This is a genomic window from Clostridioides sp. ZZV15-6388 (genome assembly GCF_020657755.1).
Taxonomy (GTDB): Bacteria; Bacillota; Clostridia; order Peptostreptococcales; family Peptostreptococcaceae; genus Clostridioides.
In genome coordinates this window covers 1-19,890 of sequence record NZ_JAGWCU010000033.1, presented here as the reverse complement: position 1 = coordinate 19,890, position 19,890 = coordinate 1, and the positions used below count along the sequence as shown (strand labels likewise).

Sequence of the window (19,890 nt, the reverse complement as noted above, 5' to 3'; positions counted from 1 at the left end):
TATTTCCCCCCGCATTATTTAGTAATTTTTCTTTTAATATATTGACCTGTTGGTTGCTCCACGATATTACAACTTTGTACTATATGCTTTCCTCTTAAAAAAACATCTTCAACTTTACATTTGACCTTAACTCCCTCATATGGAGTATAATCTACATTTTGTTTTTGATTCTTATAACTGATTATTTCTTCTTTATCTGTATTTAAAATCACTATATCTGCATCACTTCCTACAGCTATTTCACCTTTTTTAGGATACATCCCAAATATTTTAGCAGCATTTGTGGAAGTAACTTCTACAAATTTATTTACACTTATTCTATTTTCCAAAACCCCATATGTATATAAAAGAGATAACCTATGTTCAACACCTGGTGCTCCATTTGGTATTTTACTAAAATTATCAATTCCCAAATCTTTTTGACCTTTAAAATTAAATGAACAATGGTCTGTACCCACGGTCTGAATATCGCCCTCAGACAAGCCTTTCCAAAGAAAATCTATATCTTCTTTTTTTCTAAGTGGAGGAGACATTACATATTTAGCTGCCTCAAACTCATCCTTATTGTATAAACTGTCTTCTAATAATAGATATTGCGGACATGTTTCTACTATCATATCTACACTTTTTTGTCTAGCTATCTTTACAACTTCTAGTGACTCTTTACAACTTAGGTGAACTACATATGATTTTGAGTTTGACAATTCAGTTATATCAGCAAGTCTTGAAACAGCCTCTTTCTCAACTATGTTTGGTCTTGTAAGTGGATGATATTTAGTTTCTAAATCTCCATTTTGTAAACGTTCTTCTATTAATGCATCCAATAAATCTCCATTCTCACAATGAAATTCAACTATACAACCTAGTTTTTTAGCTTCCTTTAGTACTTTGTATATTGTTCCATCATCTACTTTCATACCTTCATATGCCATATACATTTTAAAGGATACTATTCCATCTGAAATAAGCTTTTCCATGTGCGTAAATGTATCTTTATCTAAGCATGTGATTGTCATGTGAAACCCATAGTCACAATAACAATTTCCACTTGCTTTTTTATGATATGTTTTTATACCCTGTATTAGATTTTCTCCTTCACTTGACTCTGCAAAGTCTAGTATAGTAGTAGTCCCTCCAGCTATAGCCGCTCTTGTTCCTGTTTTAAAGTTATCAGCAGTAGTTATAGAGCCTGCATTCATATCAAAGTGAGTATGTGTATCTATACCTCCAGGAATTATAAGTCTCCCTGTAGCATCAATTACTTTATCATTATTTATTTCTAAATTATTTCCTATTTCAATTATCTTTTCATCTTCTATTCTTAAATCACTTATATAAGTTTTATCAGAGGTAATTATAGTTCCACCTCTTAGTATTGTTCCCATATATACCTCCTAACTTTTAAGCTCTAGTAAATTCTCTTAGTATTTTAATTTTATATTATTTACATAAATTTATGTTTGCCAAAGGTGCTATATTTAGCACCTCTAGACTATATTTAAATAATTTATTGTGAACTAAATATTATTTTCCATATACAGATTTTAATATTCCATAGTAACCTTCTGTTCCTATAAATAATTGTTCTTGTTCTATGTACTCATCTATTGTATGAGCAAGATTTTCTTTAGAAGGACCAAATCCTATAGTTTTTATTCCAGCCTCACCTGCATAATGGCTTCCATTTGTACAGAATGAGTATTGAGTTATTTCTGAATCTATTCCAGCTTCTTTTAATCCTTTGTATGCTGCTTGAACAAATTCATCATTTTCATCATATAACCAACCTGGGAAGAATCTTTCACTTTCTATAGTATTTCCTGTATAACAGTCAGCTTTTTCAGATGCATAAGAAACTTTTGCATTTAATTCTGAGTCTTCTTTCATCATTTCATCTAATAATGCTTGTATTGGAGCTAGTACTCCTTCTCTTGTTTCTCCAACCAATAATCTTCTATCAAAAGTAGCTTTACAGTAATCTGGCACTACTGATGCTCCTGGATATGGAGAAGATTTTATGTCTGTTAAAACTAATATTCCATCACCTAACACTGGATGAGTTGGAGGTACTAATTGTTGTATTTTTTGAATTACGTTAGCCATTTTATAAACTGCATTTACACCTTTTTCTGGATTAGCAGAGTGAGCTGGTTTACCAAAAGTCTCTACAACTATTTCTCCTCTACCTCTTTGACCAATCTTTAAGTTTAATTCTGAAGATTCTCCTATTACAACATAATCAGGTTTAACAGCTTTACTTATTTCTCTAGCTGAAACTCCTTCAAATATTTCTTCATGAACAACTCCTGCTACATATAGTTCTCCAGCAAAATCTTTATTAGTGTCTTTAGCAAAATACGCTACAGCAGACATCATTGCAGTATACTGACCTTTCATATCAGAAGTTCCTCTACCATATATCTTTCCATCTACAATTTTTCCTTCAAAAGGAGGAACACTCCATTTACTTGCATCTGGAACTGGAACTGTGTCTATATGACCATCAAATAATATCTTTTTACCTGGTCTATTTCCTTTTATGCATCCCACTATATTTCCATATCTATCTCTTGACCAGCTATCAAAACCTAATTTTTCAAAAGATTCTTCTATTGCTTTTACAACCCCTTCTTCATTTCCAGAAGAACTAGGATTTTGGATTAATTTTTGACATATCTCAGTTACTTCTTGTTTTCTTTGTTCATTTAGCATTTCGTTATCCCCCTAAATTTTATAAATATATATTTTAATTTAAGTCTTTATAATTTATATAATTTCTAAATTTTAGAACTTATATATCTTTTTAATATGTAAATTGTTATTTTATGAATATAATAGTTTAATAATCGTCTATATACTTGGATACTCTCCATCCCAAACTATACTTCTGTATTTATCAGGGTCAGTATCTCCTTCTGTACTTATTAAAAGTATTCTTGAATTTTCATCTAACTTTAAATCTCTTCTTAAGTCAGCTAAATCTTCTCTTTCCATAGCTGCTATTAAAAGACCAGTTGTAACCGCTCCAGATTCTCCAGAGATTACTTTTTCATCACCATTTAAAGGATTTCCCAATGTTCTCATACCTTTAGCAGAAACCCAGTCTGGTGCTGAAACAAATGCTGCTGCATGATTTTTTAATACTTCAAATCCTATAGTATTTGGTTCTCCACAAGCAAGACCTGCCATTATAGTTGGCATATCTCCACCTACAAATCTTGGTTTTCCATCTCCTGCTTCTGCTGATTTATAGTAACAATCTGCCTCATCAGCTTCTACTACTACTGTTATTGGGCATTCATCATATATTGAAGCAACATATCCTTGAACTGCACCAGCAAGCGAACCAACTCCTGCTTGCACAAATACATGCGTTGGTCTATCTACTCCATATTCTTTTAATTGTTCTATAGCTTCTTGAGCCATAGTTCCATATCCTTGCATTATCCATGCTGGTATTTCTTCATATCCGTCCCATGCTGTATCTTGAACCATTACACCATGGTCATCAGCTTCTGCATAATCATTAGCTAATCTTACTGCATCATCATAATTTAGGTCTGTTATACTAGCATCTGCACCTTCTCCCTTGATTTTATTTAATCTAAATTCAGAAGAACCTTTTGGCATTAATACAACAGATTTCTGACCTAATTTATTAGCTGTCCAAGCAACTCCTCTACCATGATTTCCATCTGTAGCTGTAAAGAAAGTTATTTCTCCTAATTGTTCTTTTATTTCTTTTGAAATTAATTTTTCATATCCTAACTCTGATATATCTGTATCTAATCTTTGAGCTAAGTATTTACCCATAGAGTAAGAGCCACCCAAAACTTTAAATGCATTTAATCCAAATCTGTAAGATTCATCCTTTACATATACTCCTGCAACACCTAATTTTTTTGCTAAACCTTCTAGGTTTGCTAATGGAGTTTCTTTATATTGAGGAAAGCTTTTATGGAAGTTTCTAACCTTAGTTATTTCTTCTTCATTTAAAAATTTGATACAATTTTCCTTATCGCCCTTTGGCAGATTGTTTACTTTCCATTTAATTTCTTTTAGCATCTAAAATACCTCCAAACTATTGTTAAATTTTTATACCCTATATATTAGCAATTAACATGCCAACACTTAACATATATCGAATATTTTTCTGTAGCTATTTAGCATAGAATTTGCAATACTTTCAACTTTTTTTACCTTTATCTATTGGATTATCTAATGTATATAGAATTTGATAATAAAAAAACCTTTTTTATCTTCTCACTTTTTAATTCTCATTTTTAAAATTTAAAAATTAATACTTAAAACGTATTCCTTATGTATTTTTTGACATAGAAATCTATAAAGCATTTAATAAGAGGCAAAAAATAGTGATGTAATATTTTATTACATCACTATTTTTTATTGAGCCAATAGTAAAAATTCAACTTATTTTTTTGAAGAAGTAAATGCTTCTTAATGGTCTCTAAGAGGCGATTTTTCATCTTTTTTAACATCTAATTCTTCTTTTACAACATTCCATTTTTCAAGACCAAACTTAGAAACCATTACTGCTTCTGCAGCACCTTTTCCAAGTCTTTTCACTGTGTCCATACCTGTTTCGTCTTCTTGAGCTCCTTTTGCTTTTCCATCTTTACTCCATATTGTACCGCCTATATAGCATCCACCTAATCCTCCAGATACTAACATTTCATGCATTAAGAAGAAATTTATTATAGGAAGTTTTGTTAATTCTTGACCACCATATCTAGTTCCACCAGTAGTTATAGCTGCTCCAACTTTATTTTGAAGCTTTCCTGGATGAACTAAATACATAGGACGAAGTCTATTAAATACTGCTGTAAGTTGAGCAGTTATATTCATATCATACACTGGAGAACCCACTATAATTCCATCCGCTTCTAATATTTTTTGCTCTAATTCTTGTATGTCATCTTTTATGATACACATAGTTTCTTTTCTTATACATGCATCACAATGTACACAAGGACTTATTTTTTTTCCTCTAACTGACCAGTACTCAGTCTCTATACCAGGTATAGTTTCAGCTTCTTTCAAAGCTTCTAATACTGCATATTCTGTTGCTCCTTTACGTGGACTTCCACAAATACCTAATATCTTTGCCATAACAATATCTCCTCATCAAATAAATCTATTTTTATTGCTTTCTATAATTTTAATAGAGTTTCATTTTAAATTTAAATTTTTATTTTAAGCTTCATTATTTTAATTTTATTGGCAATGAATGTATCTCTACATTAGTTGCATCATATACTGCATTTGCCACAGCAGGTGCAACTGGTACAACAGCACATTCACCAATACTCTTACCACCAAATGGTCCAGCTTTTTCATAACTATTTACAAATGCAACTTGACACTTTGGCATATCGACAGTTCTAAATAATTTATAATTTTTAAAATCAGTAACTTTAGGTCTTCCTTGCTCATCAAAGGCTAACTCTTCACTTAATGCATAACCTAACCCCATATGAATTCCGCCTTCTAATTGACCTTCTAAATTTAGAGGATTTATAACTCTACCAACATCATGTACGGCTACAAAATCGACTACTTTTACATCTTTAGTTTCTTTATCTACTAAAACTTCAACAAAATGTACACCATAAGAAGTAAGACCTGCTGGAGAAGAATAATCCTCAACAACTGTCAATTCTCTCAAAGACTTACTTTGACTATATACTGCAACATCAGATAATGATGCTTTAATATTTTCATCAAGTTTACTGATTACATATCCATTATCTAGATATAACTCTTCTTTTGAAGTTTCAAGTAATTTTTCTGCTTCTTCCAGTATTAAATTCTTTAATTTTTCTGCTGTCTTTTTAGCTCCTCCACCTTCTACAAATACACCTCTACTTGCATAATCTCCAAGATTAAATGTACATGCATCAGTGTCTGTTTCAAAAGTATCAACTTTATCAGGAGTTATTCCCAAAACTTCAGCTACCATCATTGTTTGCATAGTTACAACACCATTACCCATATCATGTGCTCCTGTAAGTAGTGTTAATGTGCCATCTTCATTTAATTTAAGAGTCAATGTGACAACATCTCTATGTGCACCAAAAACTCCATTACCATGTGCACCTATTGCCATACCTATACCCCTTAAATAATTTCCTTCTTCTTTTGGAAGAGCTTTCTTCTCATCCCATTTAAACATTTTTTTACCTTGTTCAATACAGTCAAGAACTCTAGGATTTCCAAGAGAACCGTGGAAGATTATATCAACATCATCTGGTTCTACAGCATTCTTATTTTGAAAATCAACTAAGTCCATACCTATTTTCTTAGCTATTTTTGCAAATTGAGCTTGTTGAGCCATAAATATTTGAGGTGAACCATAACCTCTCATAGCTCCTGCTATTGGTGTATTTGTATATACTGGTATTCCAGTAAATTTTATATTTGGTATTTTATAGACTTTAAACACTTTATGGCTAAGTGCGCCTATAACATTTAAAGCACTTGATGCATATGCACCTGTATTTGTATATATTTTTATCTCCTGTGCTATTACTTCTCCATCTTTATTTACACCAGTTTTTAGTTTTACAAAAGACCCATGACGAGTTCTTGTTGATATCATAGACTCTTTTCTTGTAAGAACCATTTTAACTGGTCTTCTCGTCATTTTTGACAATGCTGCTGCTACTGGCTCAATTGTCATTTCTAGTTTTCCACCAAATGAACCTCCAATAGCAGGTCTTATAACTCTTATCTTATTTAATGACATCCCAAAGATTTGAGATAATATTATTCTGAAACCAAATGTGTTTTGGCAAGGTGTATGTACAATTAATTTATCATTATAATCATAATGTGCAATTACACTGTGAGTTTCTATTGCACTATGATGTATAGCAGGAGTAGAGTATTCGTCTTCAAAAATGTAGTCACATTCTTTAAAACCTTTTTCTACATCTCCACCATTTATATTATTTTGAGAAACCATGTTTGAATCTCCATGTATACATATAGCATCTTCTTTTATTGCATCTTGTATAGTAAATACAGCTGGTAATTCTTCATATTCCACTTTTATAAGTTTTACAGCTTTTTCTGCTATTTCTGGTGTCTCTGCTGCAACTGCTGCTACACGGTCACCTACAAATCTAACTGTATCTGAAAAAATAACTTCATTTTCAGGTATATTATGTTCATAAAATCGTAAAGAGCCATTATATTTTCTCTGTGATGTATTAAGATGAGTAGCTATGGCTCTAACTCCAACGATTTTCTCAGCTTCACTTGTATCTATACTTTTTATTTTTGCATGTGCTACAGGACTTAAAAGCATTTTAGCATGAAGTGCATTTTGCGGTTTCATGTCCGCTACATACTTCATTTGACCAGTAACTTTTAAAGCTGCATCTTTTAGAGGGTATGATTTTCCTATGATTTTTTCCATAACTATCTACCTCCTAATCTAGCTGCAGATAATTTTACAGCTTCTATAATTTTTATATATCCTGTGCATCTACAGAGATTTTCTTTAAAAGCCTCTCTAATTTCATCTTCACTAGGAGATGAATTTCTATTTAAAAGAGCTTGTGTAGTTATAATCATGCCAGGAGTACAATATCCACATTGTACAGCTCCAACTTCTATAAAAGCTTCTTGTATCGGATGAAGATTTTCTCCATTAGCAAAACTTTCTATAGTGTATATAACTTTATCTTCACAGTTCCTTGCAAGAAGTTTACAAGATTTTATATCTACTCCATCTATCAAAACTTTACATGCTCCACAACTGCCACTATTACAACCTTGTTTCGCTCCAGTTAGATTTAATTTTTCACGAAGTACATGCAAAAGAGTTTCATTCTTTTCAACTTCTACTTCATACATGTAATCATTAATATTTAATTTTATTTTTTCCATTTTCTCCTCCTACAGATAAACTAATGTTGTAATAGAATATTATTACAAGCTTATTTTCATATTAGTATAAGCTATTCCACTTATGTCCTTCCATTCTATTAGTTACATTAGCTCTCTTACATAATTCTTCTGCTGCATGCTGAGCATTCAATAAGACTTGTTCTTCACTTTCAATTGTAGTTACTCTACCATTTTCAAGTATTATATTTCCATCAACTAAAACACTTTCTACATTGTGCATACTAGCTGAGTATACCAAAGTCGATACAGGATTGTGAAGAGGTATTGATTTTGGAGAAAGCATTGAGTTAAATATTACTAAATCAGCTTTTTTTCCTACCTCTAAAGAACCTATTTCATCCTCCATTCTAAGAGTTCTTGCCCCCTCAATTGTGGCCATTTCAAGAACTTTTTCTGCAGAAATTGCAAGAGGGTCGCAGTTGTTTACTTTATGTTGCAAAGCTGTTAATTTCATAAGCTCTACCATATCTTGTGCATTGTTACTTGCTGCACCATCAAGACCTAAGCTTACATTTATCCCCTTCTTTAACATCTCTGGAACAGGTGCAACTCCAGAAGCAAGATACATATTACTTGCAACATTATGAGAAACTTTTATATCGTACTTTTTAAGCATTTCCATGTCCTCATCAGTTATACATACACAATGCACTGCTACAACTTCTGGGCCTACTATTCCCCATTTTTCAAGTAATTTTATATCTATTTCCCCATGTATATCTTTTGTTGCTGTTCTTGCAAATTCAGTTTCAGAAATATGAACTGTGAAGTATGAATCATACTCTTTGACTATATTCCAAAGCATTTTACCCATTTCTTCAGATATAGCCCACATTGAAGAAGGTGCTACACAAATTTTTATTCTTCCATTTTCTGAATTATGATATTTTTCAAATACTCTTCTCAAATCTTTTTCAACCGTTTCCACGTCTTCTATAAGCTCTTTGTGAATACCTAAATCTATACAGCCTCTACCCACTACTCCTCTTATACCTAAGTCTTTATATGCTTTTACTATTCCATCTGTAAGTCCTGGTCTATTATGTGTATGCATATAATCAACCATTGTAGTTATACCACTTTTTAAACCTTCCATACATCCAAGCATTGCAGCATCATAAGTATCTTGTTCTGTTAAGAATTTTGCTGATGGAAACATCATTGTGTTTAACCATTCATGAAGTGCCATGTCGTCTCCTAGACCTTTTAATAATACTTGGAATAAATGATTATGAGTGTTTATAAATCCAGGGAATATCACTTTTCCTTTAGCATCTATAACTTTTTTAACGTCAGGATACTTCACCTCAACATCAGCTGTATTTCCTATATCTAAGATTCTGTCACCTTGAATAGCTATTGCTCCATCAAATATAACTTCTCTATTTTTATTAACTGTAACAACTATTGCATTCTTTATTAGTATATCAATCATCTTAAATCCCCCTTTTAATACTTTCATTACAACATTTTATCACATAGCTTTCTCATATCATATCTAATACATTTATCCAATATTTTCCTCAAGATTTGAAGTAACGTTTTCAGATTTCTTACTTCCTTTTAGTTTAAATAGTGTTTGAAGTAATATAGCTATTATTGCTCCAGAAACTATACTTGAGCCTCCTAGAACAGTTCCAATTGTCGCTGGAAATTGGTCTAAAACTTGTGGAGCAGTTGTAAGACCCATGCTTGTTGCTATAGATACTCCTGCTATAAGATTGTTTTCTTCAGTAAAACCATCCATACTCATAATAGAGAAACCAGACATCGCTATTGATGAAAATACTACTAAAGTTGCTCCACCAACAACACAAGATGGTATAGTTGTCATTATTGCTCCTAATGCTGGAGATATTCCTGCTAGTAATAATACAAGTGCTCCTAATGCTATTACGAATCTACTTGTAACTTTATTCATAGATACAATTACTGTGTTTTGGCTGAATACTCCAGTTGGAAGAGCTGCAAATAGTGATGAAATTATAGAAGTTACAGAGTTTCCTAAAACAACTGATGATAACTCTTCATCAGTTACCTCTCTATCCATTGCACCTATTGTTGCTATTGTACACGCACCCATCATATCAGCTATACCTATTATGTAAATAATAGTAAACATTACTATTAACTCTGGTCTAAATTCCAATCCAAAAGCCGCTGGTGTTGGTAAAGATACTATAGCTGCACCTTTAACTGCAGAAAAATCAACTAATCCTAAAACTAAAGATATAGCATATCCTACTAATATCCCAATTAATATTGAAGAGTTTTTAACTAAGCCTTTACCATACTTATTTATCATTATTATTACAAAAGCAACTATAACTCCTACTATAAAATTTATTGGACTTCCAAACGTTTGTGCACCTTCTCCTCCTGCTAAATTCTTTATAGCTGTTGCAAATAATCCAAGTCCCATACATGCTATTATAGTTCCAGAAACTATAGAAGTGAATATATGTCTAATTTTCTTAACTGCAAAGCCTACAAAGAATACGATTACCCCTGCAGCAATTTGTGCTCCAAATAAAGCTGCTAAGCCATCTTTAGCTGCTACAGAAAGACAAGCTCCTAAAAATACATAACTCATTCCCATCATTACAGGTAATCTTGAACCTAATTTAAATCCTTTAAATAAAGGTATTGGATATAATTGTAAAAACGTTGCCAAACCTGCTGCTAACATAGAACCTTGAATCAACATCGTCGCTTGCCCCTGGTTAAGTCCTACCACGTTTGCTATTAATATTGCAGGCACCATATTTCCTACTATCATTGCTAACAAATGTTGTAAAGCTAAAGGTACCGATTCCTTTAGTGGTGGTATCCCATCCACATCATATTTTGAAGTATTACGTGTTTTCATAAAATAAATCCTCCCATACATAAATATCTTGACTAAATATTTTATAATTATTTTCTATAAATATTTTTATGACCATGAATTTATTGCTCAACCGATAACCACAGCTAAACTGAGCTATTTTTATAAAAAATTAACAAACGTGCAAATATACCCTCCCCGATTTTCTTTTTGACTAAACATTAAATGTCTGATGTATACTCTTTATTAAATTTCTTATTAAAATGAATAGCTATCTGAAGTAATCTAACAATCTCATAATAAGATAATTTAAACAACCCCTTTAAATTATCATTTTTTAATTAGCCTTTTCCATAACAGCTCTTTCTTTAGCTTCATCTTCTAGACTTTTATTTGGCATTATTAGATTTAAAACAAATGCAACCAATGTCGCAATTACTATTGGAGATTCTCCAAATACTAATTTTATAAATGGAGGAAATGCTTCCTGTGCTGCTGGAACTGATGTTATTCCCATACCTAAAGCTATTGCCAAACCTACAATAGTAATATTCCTTGATGACAATTCTTCTGTAATAATTAACTTTATACCTGTCATTGTTATCATACTGAATATAGATATTGTAGCTCCTCCTAAAACAGAGTATGGTATAGTTGTCATCAATGCACCAAACTTAGGTACAAACCCCGATAATAACATAAATATACCAGCTATTCCAAGCACAAATCTACTTATTACTTTGTTCATAGCTACCATACCTACATTTTGACTATATGATGATGGTGGTAAACCTCCAAACAAAGCGCCTATCATAGTGCAAATTCCACTTCCTATTACTCCACTTGACAATTCTTTATCTGTTATATTTCTATCCATACCTCCCATTGTAGTAGCTGACAAATCTCCAATTGCTTGAACAGCATTGATTATACTTACAATTACTACAGAGATTACTACTGGTATATCAAATTCCAATCCGAATTCAAGTGGCTTAGGTATAGCAAACCAAGCTGCCTCTCTAATAGGGTCAAAATTTATTATTCCCAAAACTAAAGATACACAATATCCAACTATAATTCCTAAAAATATTGCTGCCAATTTTGCATACCCTTTTGCAAATTGGCTAAGACCTATAACTACCACTAGTGTTATAGCTGCTACTGCCCAATTTTGCATAGAGCCATAAGTAGGACTATTTACACCACCTGCCATATAATTTATTGCTATAGGATATAAAGATAATCCAATTGTAAAAACTACTGTTCCTGCAACTATATTAGGAAAAAATTTTCTTATCTTTTTTATAAATATTCCTATTAATACTGTAGCTACTCCCCCTATTAATTGTGCACCCAAGATGCTCGCTAGTCCGTAACTTCCTCCGACTGCTACGAGTGTTGGCACATAAGTAAAGCCGACTCCAAAAATTATAGGCAATCTTGAACCAATATTTCCTATTGGATATAGTTGTATAAGTGTTGATATTCCAGCTATTATTAATGCATATTGCACTAAAAGTGTTATTTGTGTAGCACTAGCACCCACAGCTCCTCCAACAACTATAGGTACTGTAACAGTTCCAACTATCATCGCTAGTATATGTTGCATTGATAGTGGTAAACACTTTAAAATTGGTGGCCTTCCATCAATATCAAACATAGAAACACTTTTTTGATATTTACTCAAGGTTATCACTCCCAACTATTTTTTAATGACAGTTATTATTATCTCACACAACATCCTTTCTTTTTTTATTTTGCCATCTTAATTTAATATGAAGCAATTATAATGCCAATATTTTAACAAAATTGTTTTACATATATAATTTTTATTATATTTGTTAGTATTTGATAATTTGATAAACCATTTCTTTTTTTAAATTCTTTTAAATTTTTTTTATTTTTGGATAATAAAATCTTATTACAAAAAAATCACTTGGAAAATAGTTTTTCAAGTGATTTTTATCAATTTTATAATTTCAAATTTTAGAATTGAGAATTAAAAGCATAATTACTATACATCTATCTTTCTATACAATGTTGCTAGCGATATTCCAAGTTTTTTAGCAGCTAACTTTTTAGATTTAGTATCATTTCCATAAAACTTTAATACCTTTTTTATATATGCTCTCTCAAATTCTTCAAGGGTAAGTATATCTTGTTCCATATTTATCTCATAGTCACTTTCCTCAAGCAACTTTATATTTATTTTGTTTAACTTAAAATATTCAAGTATCTTTCTATTTATTATACCCTTATGTATTATTCCATCTTCCTCAAGAAGATTTAAAGCTAATTCTATAGTGTTTTCTAATTCTCTTATATTTCCTGGCCACGGATATTTAAGTAGCATATGTTCTACATCTGGCTCTATATGGTATACATTTTTCTTCATTTTCCTTGAATATTTATCTATAAAATTATTTATTAATATTTGTATATCATCTCCCCTTTCTCTAAGAGGAGGCACTTCTAGAGGTATTACATTTAATCTATAATATAAGTCTTCTCTAAATTTATTTTCTTTAACCAACTCAAATAAATCTCTATTAGTAGCTGATATAATTCTAACATCTATATCCATTAATTCATTTGAACCTATTCTTGTAAACTTCTTTTCCTGTAACACTCTCAAAAGCTTTGATTGTAATTGAATTGGCATATCCCCTATCTCATCTAGAAATACAACTCCTCCATTAGCTAATTCAAATTTACCAATTTTACCTTTTGAATCTGCCCCACTAAAAGCTCCTTTTGTATACCCAAAAAGTTCACTTTCTAGCAAGGGTTCTGGTATAGCAGCACAGTTTATAGCAACGAATGTTTTATTCCCTCTGTTTCCTGCGAGATGAATGGCTCTTGCTATTAACTCTTTTCCAGTGCCACTTTCTCCAGTTATCGCTACAGTAGAATCACTATTTCCAATTTTACAAATTCTATTCTTAAGAGCAAGCATTACATCAGATTCTCCAATTATAGAGTCTACTGTTGTTGTTCCCCAAATATTGTATACTTCCATTCCACCATACATTACTGAATCACTGTGTTTATCCATAAAATATCAACTCCAAATAAATATTATATATAATCATCATTCAAATTATCTATTTAATTATATCATAACAGAAAAGCTTAGTTATAATTTTACAATAATATTTTAATTTTCAAATGAAGCTTAATAAAAAGTATACCTACTTAAATTTTAATTTAACAGGTATACTTTCTTTATTTTGCAAGCATTCTATATTAAATAAGCAATTACAGTACCATATTTAATATCTAAAATAATTTCCAAAACTTTTCATTTATTACTTTTATATAGTTCTTTCATGCTATAAAATTATTTATTACTTTATACAATGTATTTTTATTATTTTTATAATTCTTATTTTTAAAATTTATAATTAAAAATTATTTTTTTTAAATCAGATATGGTATTTTTTATGTCATCCAATCTTACAGTTTTTGCTTCTATAAATTTACCTTTAAATGACTCCAACAATCTCCATGAGCTGTAATTTTTATCTTTTTTGATACAAGGATATAATAATATACATCTTTTTGCATTTTCATAAGATGTTATATATGCATACATCTGATATATATCACTTGACCTATAGAAAATATTTGAATCCACTTCAATAGCTTTCCATTTTGTATCAATTATGATTTCAGATTCATATTTTGAATCATATAAAACTATATCGGGCCTTAAATTAAAAGTTTTCTTTCCTGTTTGTTCATTTTTTAAAAGGAACTTACTTTTATCTTGTATATAAGTTTCTCTAAATTCATTATTCCATATACTTTTTATTAAGTTTCCTATATATTCTTCATATAAAATGTTTATTTCAAATAATATAGAAAATGCATCTTGATTATTTTCGCTGTTATCCATCGATAAATTTAAAAGTATAAGTTTGGCCAATGAGTAACAATCTTTAAATCTATCATTATTTTTATAAAATTTGTAATCTAATAGTTCTTCTCTATTTATATAAGCTAAATCTACATTATAAAAATAACTCAAAATTTTTTTTATCTTATTTTGAATTAAATTATCATCTATTCTACATAAAATAGATATACATGCCTTTTTTAAAACTTGATTCAAAAAATTATTTTCGCTATACTCATCATATTCACATTTTATTTTCATTGGAGATATATTTTTTTCTCTTGCATATTTACTTATTAATATCTTACCTTTTACAACATTTGAATTATCTATCTTATTTATATATTCAAAATAAATCCCTCTCTTAATTTGCATTTGCATACTTTCAATAAAATACAGAACAAAAAAATTCATGAGATTATAATTTTTTAAACTTGATTTTATATTTTCGTTTATTATAATTGGAATCTTATTACATGTAGAAAGCATTTGTAATAGCATTTCTCTATCTTTTACAGTATTATTACTTAATGACAGCTTTGGAAGTATCTCCAATATTACATTTTCAAAACATATAACTCCTACATAATTTATGAATCTCAGTTTTTTATATCTGATATCTATTATATTGCTCTTTAATACATCGTTATTATTATCCAAATATTTAAGTAATTTTTCATATTCAGTTTCTGTAAGCTCATTTTCATCATTACCTACTTTTATCCATTCATAAGTTTCCTTTACATATATATTTTTACTCATATATATTTTTTAACTCCTCAATAGATATATTTCGTTTTATATAATAATTAACTTTACTTTCCATTATTGATGAATTATTATTTTTAAATAATTTAGATGCTGTGATTTCTTCCTTATAAACAATATATTTATCCTTTTCATTTTTACCTATACCACCTAAAATAAGTCCTACTTTTTCTGAGTCATAATAGAAATATTCTTGAAGAAGTGGTATTATTTTTTTTCTAAATACGACTACTATATCATCAATATTTTCTACATTTAGTAAGTAAGCCTGTCCAATAACATGGTCTCTATCATATAAAAACTCTATTCTCTTATTGATTGTATACAGCATATTTTTAACATCTATTCCATCTGCAACAGACAGTAATTCATAGTCTGGCATAATTTCTTCAAAATCAAATCTTCTTCTCAAAGCTATATCTAAAAGAGCTATGGATTTATCTGATGTATTCATAGTACCAATTATATATAAATTTGGAGGTAGAGAAAATTTTTCTTTTGAATATGGCAGTTTGACAATAGTTTGATTTGATTTAGTAAGTCTTTTATCATCTTCTAATAATGTTATTAATTCGCCAAATATTTTAGAGATATTCCCTCTATTGATTTCATCTATTATTAAAACATATCTTTCTGATTCTTCAAAATTAAAGTTCTCAACATCTTCTATATTATCAAGCACCAACATCTTTTTTCTTGCCTTTATATCTTCTATAGTTAAAGTATCTTTTTCTAGCTCAAAATTTAACTTCTTTTCAAGTTTCAACCCATCATAACATGCTTCTATAAATATGTCCTTCAATATACCATCTTCTGGCTTAAAATTACCTTCACCATCAGACTTGAGACCTTCTATAAATTCTTCATATCCATATGATTGATGAAAAGTACAAAATTCTACATTATTTTTATAATCTACATAACTTGTACAATCATTATTTTTTAAACTAGTTTCATTTATTAAATTATAAGCTATTTGTTTTGCGTTATATGTTTTACCAGTCCCTGGTGGACCATAGAGTATGGTATTTAACGAAATTTTATTAGTATATCTTTTTATATACTTTTCAACTAAATTATTATTTTTAAAGATAACCCATGCATTTCCATCAATATTCTCTTTTTCATTTTCTAGCCATTCTACAGGTAAAAAACATCCACCTTCTGAAGTAGTTATTTTATCTTTATCAAAACCTTCTTTAACTTGACAAACACCAAATAAGCTTTTCATTGTATGGTCATTTTCGTAAATTACTTTTTCGCTATTATATACTAGAATATAATCATCTGTATTTATATTTTTCAAGTTTTCTAATTGTTCTAAATTAGTAGGTTGAATAAATAGTTCTTCATTCTCCACACACTTATCTACATCTATATAATAATAGTTTTTTAGGTACCATTTATTATTGTCACTTTCTTCTATTCTTTTTTTTAATGATTTATTATCTTGTAATTTAATAATGTCTAAATATGTATTTATATCTTCATTATTTAATTTATAAAACTCACTAGTATATATTTTACAATTTAAAACTGTATCAAATGTGTACATCCATTTTATAGGTAATGTATGACCCAAAATATGACTTAATTCATAACCATTTTCAAAACTTTCTTCAACAATACCAATAAGGACACTATACTTAATTTTTCCTTCTACATTTTGATATGCCCTATATAGAAAATAATCTCCTTTTTTAACTGACATAAATTTTTTTATAAAATCTTTGTCATTACAGTTCTCATTAATGTATTTTTCGGATTTTTTTCCCATATTAAGTACTTTTTTTAAATTTATTTTTATATCAAATCCTAATGCAATTATGCTTTCTTCTTTAAAAACTTGTGGTGTGTCTGTCTCTTGATAAAAAAATTCTTCCATTAACCAATACTCTGTAACATTTATATTTTCAGACATATACTTCTCCTTAATATCTAAAATACATTAATTATATAACATTCCCACTTTAATCTTTCCATCTAAATTTTCTTTTAAGTATAAAGAAAATATCATTTCATAGCCTTCTTCTGCCTTATTTTGAATATTGTTCATCAAATCATTTAATTCAACTAGTGAAAATTTATTATTTCCTTCAACAAAAACTATACCTTTTTTCCCAATAAATTCTTCACCAAAATGTTCCATCTTTTCAAATAAAATATCTACTATTTCACTGTGCTGTTTTGAATCTTCAAATTCTTCAAAAGAGTACTTAATCCCTTTATCACTTATAATAGCTTCTTTTAAATCAGTTATATCTATATTTATCATACAAGAATCTGAAATAGACTCTATCATAACATTCATCAAATCAACAAATTTCAAAATACTATTTTCATTGACTTTAAATTCTCTATTAATTCCTAAGTCATCTTTATTTTCTTCTTCTGAAGAATTTATACCTATAGATAAAATTCGTCTTTCATTAGACATATATGAAATAGCTTTTATAACTTCTCGACTTTGTTTATCTTCAGTTGAATATGCTAAAAATAATATATCAACTCCATCTAAAAGACTTCTAACATATTCTTTTTCAACCTCTTGATTCATAGTAATTCTTTCTATATCCATATTTATTTTTACTTTTTCTTCTATTTCATCTATTATACTAATACCTTCAACTCCAACACCAATTATCTTAGCATTCTTATTAACATTTTCCATTATAATATGTATCTCCTTAATAATTATTTAATTTTAACATTTTTAAATATTATATCATATTTTCTTCATAAAAATATTTTAACTCTTTAGCCTTATCATAAAGTAATTTATTCATAAATTTTGGTTCTACAACTTTAGCATCTTTTCCTATTGAAAATAATGTAGATATCCACCAATCTATTTCTTCATACTTTATAAGTTTACTAATTGTTCCACTTCCATTTTCATTTAATTCTATATCCAAATCTAAAAAACTTCTAGTTATTTTAGAAATACCTTCTTTTGTGAGTAATATATGTAAGTGGACAATTTCACTAGTTTTATTAGTAATTGCCATCTCTTCATTTAACTTACTATATACTGTATCTAGCCATTTTTTCAAACTCATGCATGCCTTTTTGCATTCTCCTACTTTTTTAATTTCTAGTACTTTATCTATACGAATTATTGTGATACTATCACTTTCATAGTCATACACTGGCGAAAACCAAAATCCTTCATTTAAAAATATACCTATTGGGCATATTTTTTTCTCTAGCAATTGATTTCCAGATTTATATTGAATATTCAAAACACAAGAGTTTGATGAAGCCTTGAAAAATTTAGTTACAATATTAATATCAATATTTCTATAATTAGCTATAAACTCAATATATTTTTCAATGTTGTTTATACCTATTTTTGCACTACTTTCACGATTATAATTTATTTTTTTAATTATAGAATCAATTTCTTTTTTTATGTGTGAAAAATTGTAAACTTGTAGTGACTTAAATGCAAAAACTATAGACATAACTTCTTTTTCTGTAAATATAACAGGAGGTATATAGCTATTGTTTAATACTCTATAACCTCCATTTCTACCTTTTTCTGCTTGAATTGGAAGTCCCATTTTATTTAATTCTATTAAATATCGTTGAATAGTTTTAGTTGAAAGATTAAACTTTTCTGACAACTCTTTGATTGTAAACTTTTGCCTATCATTAATATATGTCCAAACATCAGTTAATCTCTTCATCTTTGACAAATAAAATCCCCCTTATAATAATACTATCCTTAATCCACACTAATTTTCAATCTACAAAATAACGTTCTTCACTCTAAAACTTAATGTCAATGATATTTCTATATTTTTTCATTAAAAAACAAAAGAATGGTACTCCTACCAATGTTACTACTACAAATTCTCCAAAACCTACTTGTATCATTGATAATATTAGAGGAAGTCCAAAAAATATATTTAGCATTAGTCCAACTACAATTGCATTTATAATAGTAGGCCATATAGAAGCTATAATTAATGTGCTCTTATTTTGACCTCCTAACTTACTAGTAATATAGACTAAACTTGCACTTATAAATGTGGCAAACGTTCCAAAAATTATATCAGGTACACCATATGGACCTATTACATTTGCTAAAAAACAACCCAATGTAAGACCTACTATATATCCCTTATCTAAAAATGCTAGAAGCATCATAATCTCGGCTATCCTAAATTGTATTGGTCCATAACTTATAAATCCCAATGATAAAGTTAAAACTGCATAAATTGATGTAACAACTGCTGTTACTGCTATATTGATACTATTTCTTCTCATATATCTCTCCTAGTAAAAATTTTATTGCTAAAAATTAATAACATAATTTTATTTTATACAAAATCTATAAACTTAAACAATAATTTCAAATAAATAAATTACTTTGACGAACTATTTTATTAATCTAATTTATATTATACAATAGAATACATATAAAATTAAATAGTTAGATTTTAAATATATGTTATAA

15 protein-coding genes are annotated in these 19,890 nt (G+C 29.1%); all 15 read right to left on the bottom strand.

What is annotated here, in order from left to right:
- Window positions 1-14: 14 nt before the first annotated feature.
- Window positions 15-1,385 (bottom strand): dihydropyrimidinase, encoded by a 1,371-nt coding sequence (hydA, locus tag KGF48_RS16260; RefSeq protein WP_227868253.1) that lies wholly within the window; start codon window positions 1,383-1,385, stop codon window positions 15-17.
- Between the two features lie 139 nt (window positions 1,386-1,524).
- Window positions 1,525-2,712: a YgeY family selenium metabolism-linked hydrolase gene (locus KGF48_RS16255; protein WP_227829394.1), complete on the bottom strand. Its 1,188-nt coding sequence runs from the start codon at window positions 2,710-2,712 to the stop codon at window positions 1,525-1,527.
- Between the two features lie 138 nt (window positions 2,713-2,850).
- Window positions 2,851-4,065 carry a diaminopropionate ammonia-lyase gene (gene dpaL / locus KGF48_RS16250; RefSeq protein ID WP_227829395.1) on the bottom strand — a complete coding sequence of 405 codons (1,215 nt, stop codon included), beginning with the start codon at window positions 4,063-4,065 and terminating at the stop codon, window positions 2,851-2,853.
- A 393-nt stretch (window positions 4,066-4,458) separates the two neighbouring features.
- Window positions 4,459-5,130: a flavodoxin family protein gene (locus KGF48_RS16245; protein ID WP_003424384.1), complete on the bottom strand. Its 672-nt coding sequence runs from the start codon at window positions 5,128-5,130 to the stop codon at window positions 4,459-4,461.
- 94 nt (window positions 5,131-5,224) lie between these two features.
- On the bottom strand, window positions 5,225-7,441 hold the full coding sequence (locus KGF48_RS16240) for a xanthine dehydrogenase family protein molybdopterin-binding subunit (RefSeq protein WP_227840341.1): 2,217 nt from the start codon (window positions 7,439-7,441) through the stop codon (window positions 5,225-5,227).
- A gap of 2 nt (window positions 7,442-7,443) precedes the next feature.
- Window positions 7,444-7,914 (bottom strand): (2Fe-2S)-binding protein, encoded by a 471-nt coding sequence (locus KGF48_RS16235; RefSeq protein WP_227434737.1) that lies wholly within the window; start codon window positions 7,912-7,914, stop codon window positions 7,444-7,446.
- 61 nt (window positions 7,915-7,975) lie between these two features.
- Window positions 7,976-9,370 (bottom strand): amidohydrolase, encoded by a 1,395-nt coding sequence (locus tag KGF48_RS16230; protein ID WP_227840342.1) that lies wholly within the window; start codon window positions 9,368-9,370, stop codon window positions 7,976-7,978.
- Between the two features lie 72 nt (window positions 9,371-9,442).
- Entirely contained in the window at window positions 9,443-10,804 is a 1,362-nt protein-coding gene (locus tag KGF48_RS16225; protein WP_227840343.1) for a uracil-xanthine permease family protein, read from the bottom strand.
- Between the two features lie 295 nt (window positions 10,805-11,099).
- A complete protein-coding gene (locus KGF48_RS16220; protein WP_413894817.1) occupies window positions 11,100-12,422 on the bottom strand; it encodes a uracil-xanthine permease family protein in 1,323 nt (440 codons plus the stop codon).
- Window positions 12,423-12,776: 354 nt separating this feature from the next.
- Window positions 12,777-13,817, bottom strand: coding sequence for a sigma-54 interaction domain-containing protein (locus tag KGF48_RS16215; RefSeq protein ID WP_227829400.1), 1,041 nt, complete (start codon window positions 13,815-13,817; stop codon window positions 12,777-12,779).
- A gap of 336 nt (window positions 13,818-14,153) precedes the next feature.
- A complete protein-coding gene (locus tag KGF48_RS16210) occupies window positions 14,154-15,422 on the bottom strand; it encodes an McrC family protein (RefSeq protein WP_227840345.1) in 1,269 nt (422 codons plus the stop codon).
- Window positions 15,415-17,349, bottom strand: coding sequence for an AAA family ATPase (locus KGF48_RS16205; RefSeq protein ID WP_227868252.1), 1,935 nt, complete (start codon window positions 17,347-17,349; stop codon window positions 15,415-15,417). The genes KGF48_RS16210 and KGF48_RS16205 overlap by 8 nt, the downstream gene beginning before the upstream one ends.
- A gap of 27 nt (window positions 17,350-17,376) precedes the next feature.
- Window positions 17,377-18,099: a cell division protein gene (locus KGF48_RS16200; RefSeq protein WP_227868251.1), complete on the bottom strand. Its 723-nt coding sequence runs from the start codon at window positions 18,097-18,099 to the stop codon at window positions 17,377-17,379.
- Between the two features lie 49 nt (window positions 18,100-18,148).
- The gene (locus KGF48_RS16195; RefSeq protein ID WP_227868262.1) at window positions 18,149-19,117 is read right to left on the bottom strand and encodes a WYL domain-containing protein; all 969 of its coding nucleotides are present in this window, start codon (window positions 19,115-19,117) and stop codon (window positions 18,149-18,151) included.
- A gap of 82 nt (window positions 19,118-19,199) precedes the next feature.
- Complete coding sequence (locus tag KGF48_RS16190; RefSeq protein ID WP_227841590.1) at window positions 19,200-19,700, bottom strand: QueT transporter family protein; 501 nt, start codon at window positions 19,698-19,700, stop codon at window positions 19,200-19,202.
- Window positions 19,701-19,890: the final 190 nt, after the last annotated feature.